Source organism: Bacillus sp. LR_5, assembly GCF_042709275.1.
The window spans coordinates 1-4,251 of the sequence record NZ_JAVAXX010000406.1 but is presented as its reverse complement, the minus strand read 5'-3'; the positions used below and the strand labels follow the sequence as shown (position 1 = coordinate 4,251).

Below are 4,251 nucleotides of genomic sequence, written 5' to 3'. Positions count from 1 at the left end.
GCAGCAAAAGCTTCAGCAGGAAACAATGGCTTTATTCCAAAAGCATGGTGTCAATCCATTGGCGGGATGTTTCCCGATTTTGATCCAGATGCCGATTTTAATTGGATTCTATCATGCGATCATGAGAACCCAGGCGATTTCAGAGCATAGCTTCTTATGGTTTGACTTAGGAGAAAAAGATCCTTACTATATTCTTCCTATCGTTGCCGGTGTCGCTACATTTGTTCAGCAAAAACTGATGATGGCTGGCAATGCGCAGCAAAATCCGCAAATGGCGATGATGCTTTGGATTATGCCAATTATGATTATCGTATTTGCGATCAACTTCCCGGCGGCTCTTTCTCTTTATTGGGTAGTTGGTAACTTGTTTATGATTGCGCAAACTTTCCTCATTAAAGGACCTGATATTAAAAAAAATCCTGAGCCGCAAAAAGCCGGAGGAAAGAAAAAGTGAGGAATGTGACTGCTGCAGGGCGAAATGTCGATGAAGCAGTACAGTCCGGATTGCAAGAGCTGGGATTAACGAAGGATAAGGTAGAAATTACTGTTATTGAAGAGGGAAACAAAGGGTTTCTCGGCATTTTCGGTAAAAAGCCTGCGATCGTAAAGCTGGTTGAAAAGATTGATCCGATTCAGCAAGCGAAGTTATATCTTCAAACGATTGCCGAAGCCATTGCCGGGAAGTCTGATGTGACTGTTCAAGAAAGCAAAAAGACAGTGAGATATCATATAACAGGTGAAAAGGCAGCATTGTTGATTGGGAAAAGAGGACAAACCTTAAACGCCCTTGAAACTTTGACACAGCTTGCCCTTAACCGTTATCCTGGCCAATATAAAAATGTGACGGTGGATGCAGAAAACTATCGTTTGAAAAGAAAAGAAACACTGAGCCAGCTGGCCATCAAGCTTGCTGACCAGGTTTTGAAAACGAAAAAATCCATCCAGCTTGAGCCCATGCCGTCCAGCGAAAGAAAAATTATTCACGATACTCTTTCTGGATATGCAAACCACCAGATCAAAACATATTCAATGGGTGAAGGCGAAAATCGTCATCTCGTTATTTCCCATAAAAGATAGCATAAAACCGAAGTCCGATAAAAATTGGATTTCGGTTTTTTTGTATCCGAAAAATCTACTTTTCCTAGTAATATCAAGGTTTTGCCGTTTAAGTTTTTTCTTTTTAGGTGTATCCTGTTGATAAAAAGGAAGTTCAGGAAATAAAATTAATTGTTATTCACATGTGGATAAGTTAAAGTAATAAGGGACGAATTTCTATTTCTGTGGATAACAAATCTTCCACTTCGAACCAAACTATGTTATCTTTTAGTTTTGGCATAATAAAAATTTTTTTATATAGATGAAGTATAAGTAAAGAGAGGTGAACAACATGGATACAATTGCGGCAATTTCCACACCGATGGGAGAAGGCGCGATTGCGATTGTACGGTTGAGCGGACCAGAAGCCATTCAAATCGCAGATAAAATTTATAAGGGACCGAAGGGGAAAACACTCAGCTCGGTCGAATCACATACGATTCATTATGGTCATATCGTAGACAGACCTTCGGATCGTGTCGTTGAGGAAGTAATGGTATCAGTGTTAAAAGCACCGAGAACTTTTACACGAGAAGATGTCATCGAGATTAACTGTCACGGGGGAATTGTGACTGTGAACCAAGTGCTTCAGCTTGCATTGAGAGAGGGAGCGAGACTGGCAGAGCCTGGTGAATTTACGAAACGTGCGTTTTTAAACGGCCGAATCGATCTTTCACAGGCGGAAGCGGTTATGGACTTAATCAGAGCGAAAACGGACCGGGCAATGAACGTTGCTATGAATCAAATGGAAGGGCGTCTTTCTGCTTTGGTGCGCCGTTTGCGCAGTGAGATTTTAGAAACACTGGCCCATGTTGAGGTGAATATCGATTATCCGGAGTATGATGATGTAGAGGAAATGACGCATCAGATTTTAGTCGAAAAGGCAACCGCCGTGAAAAAGGAAATTGAGGCGTTGCTGAGGACTTCTGAGCAAGGAAAAATCTTGCGTGAAGGTCTTTCTACCGTCATTATTGGCCGGCCAAACGTAGGAAAATCATCTCTTCTGAACAGCCTCGTTCATGAGGCAAAAGCCATTGTAACCGATATTCCCGGAACGACGCGGGATGTGATTGAGGAATACGTGAATGTAAGGGGCGTCCCGCTTCGTCTGGTTGATACAGCAGGTATTCGTGAAACAGAGGATATTGTTGAGCGAATCGGTGTTGAACGTTCTCGCCAGGTCCTAAAGGAAGCGGACCTGATTTTACTTGTGCTTAATTATAGTGAAGAGCTTTCTGAAGAAGACGTGAAGCTTTTTGAAACCGTTGAGGGCATGGATGTTATCGTGATTTTGAATAAGACTGACCTTGAGGCGAAGATTGACACTGAACGTGTCCGTGAGCTTGCCAATGGACGTCCAGTTGTTACGACATCTCTTTTAAAAGAGGAAGGCATCAATGATCTGGAAGAAGCGATTCAATCATTGTTCTACACGGGTGCCATTGAAAGCGGTGATCTGACTTATGTCAGCAACACACGTCACATCTCTATTTTACAGCAAGCAAAACGCGCCATTGAAGATGCGCTTAGCGGCATCGAACAGGATGTCCCGATCGACATGGTGCAAATTGACCTTACAAGATGCTGGGAGCTTTTAGGGGAAATCATTGGAGATTCTGTCCACGAAAGCTTAATTGATCAGCTCTTTTCACAATTCTGTTTAGGAAAATAATAAAAGGAGGAACTAGAATCATGGGGTATGAAGCAGGCCAATACGATGTGATTGTGATTGGCGCCGGGCATGCCGGTGTTGAGGCTGCCCTCGCATCTGCACGCCAAGGCGCCAAAACGCTTGTCTTGACCATCAACCTAGATATGGTTGCATTTATGCCATGTAATCCGTCTGTCGGCGGCCCCGCAAAAGGGATTGTCGTCCGCGAAATTGACGCGCTCGGCGGAGAAATGGGAAGAAACATCGATAAAACGCATATTCAAATGAGAATGCTGAATACAGGAAAAGGTCCTGCGGTTCGTGCATTGCGTGCGCAAGCAGACAAATTCCAATATCAGCACGAAATGAAAAATACGCTTGAAAAAGAACCAAACTTAACATTGCTGCAAGGAATTGTGGAGCGGCTGATCGTTGAAGACGGCGAATGCCGAGGCGTTATTACACAAACCGGCGCACATTATCGTGCGAAAGCAGTTGTCATGACGACAGGGACATATTTAAGAGGACGTATCATTCTTGGCGATCTGTCTTACTCAAGCGGCCCGAATAACCAGCAGCCTTCTATTAAGCTTTCTGAGCATTTGGAGGAACTTGGTTTTGACCTTGTTCGTTTTAAAACAGGTACGCCGCCTCGCGTTAAAAGCGACACGATTGATTACAGCAAAACGGAAATTCAGCCTGGTGACGATGTGCCTCGCGCTTTCTCATATGAAACAGTGGAATATATCACAGATCAGCTCCCTTGCTGGCTAACATATACAAGCCCTGAGACACATGAAATTATTGACAGCAACCTTCACCGTTCACCGATGTATTCCGGTATGATCAAAGGTACGGGCCCAAGATACTGCCCGTCCATTGAAGATAAAGTTGTACGATTTAATGATAAACCGCGTCACCAAATCTTCCTTGAGCCGGAAGGCAGAAATACACAGGAAGTCTATGTCCAAGGTTTATCTACAAGTCTTCCAGAAGACGTACAGCAAAGAATGCTTGCAACGATTCCTGGACTTGAAAACGTGCAAATGATGAGAGCCGGCTATGCGATCGAGTATGATGCAATCGTACCGACACAGCTCTGGCCGACACTTGAAACAAAAAAAATCACAAACCTTTACACTGCAGGCCAAATTAACGGAACTTCCGGTTATGAAGAAGCTGCGGGACAAGGGATTATGGCGGGAATCAATGCAGGACGAAAAGCGCTTGGAAAAGAAGAAGTGATTTTAAGCCGTTCTGACGCCTATATTGGTGTTCTGATTGATGACCTTGTGACAAAAGGTACCAATGAGCCATATCGTCTTTTGACATCACGTGCGGAATACAGATTGCTGCTTCGCCATGACAATGCTGATTTGCGTCTGACAGAAATCGGACATCGCATTGGATTGATTTCTGATGAGCGCTATGCGGCTTTTGAGAAGAAAAAAGCGGCGATCGAGGCGGAGAAAAAACGTCTTCATTCTGTAATTATCAAGCCGTCT

At 43.8% G+C, this 4,251-nt stretch carries 4 protein-coding genes; all 4 read left to right on the top strand.

The genetic code is table 11. The features are described 5' to 3' along the window. Positions 1-454 (top strand): membrane protein insertase YidC (yidC, locus tag RAC86_RS35880; protein ID WP_377886708.1); only part of this gene is annotated, 454 nt, incomplete at its 5' end. Continuing rightward, a complete protein-coding gene (gene jag, locus RAC86_RS35875) occupies positions 451-1,077 on the top strand; it encodes an RNA-binding cell elongation regulator Jag/EloR (protein ID WP_003243764.1) in 627 nt (208 codons plus the stop codon). The genes yidC and jag, both read left to right, overlap by 4 nt. Before the next feature lie 310 nt (positions 1,078-1,387). Further along, on the top strand, positions 1,388-2,767 hold the full coding sequence (mnmE, locus tag RAC86_RS35870; protein ID WP_029726085.1) for a tRNA uridine-5-carboxymethylaminomethyl(34) synthesis GTPase MnmE: 1,380 nt from the start codon (positions 1,388-1,390) through the stop codon (positions 2,765-2,767). A gap of 20 nt (positions 2,768-2,787) precedes the next feature. After that, a partial coding sequence (gene mnmG / locus RAC86_RS35865; protein ID WP_377886529.1) for a tRNA uridine-5-carboxymethylaminomethyl(34) synthesis enzyme MnmG occupies positions 2,788-4,251 on the top strand: 1,464 nt, incomplete at its 3' end.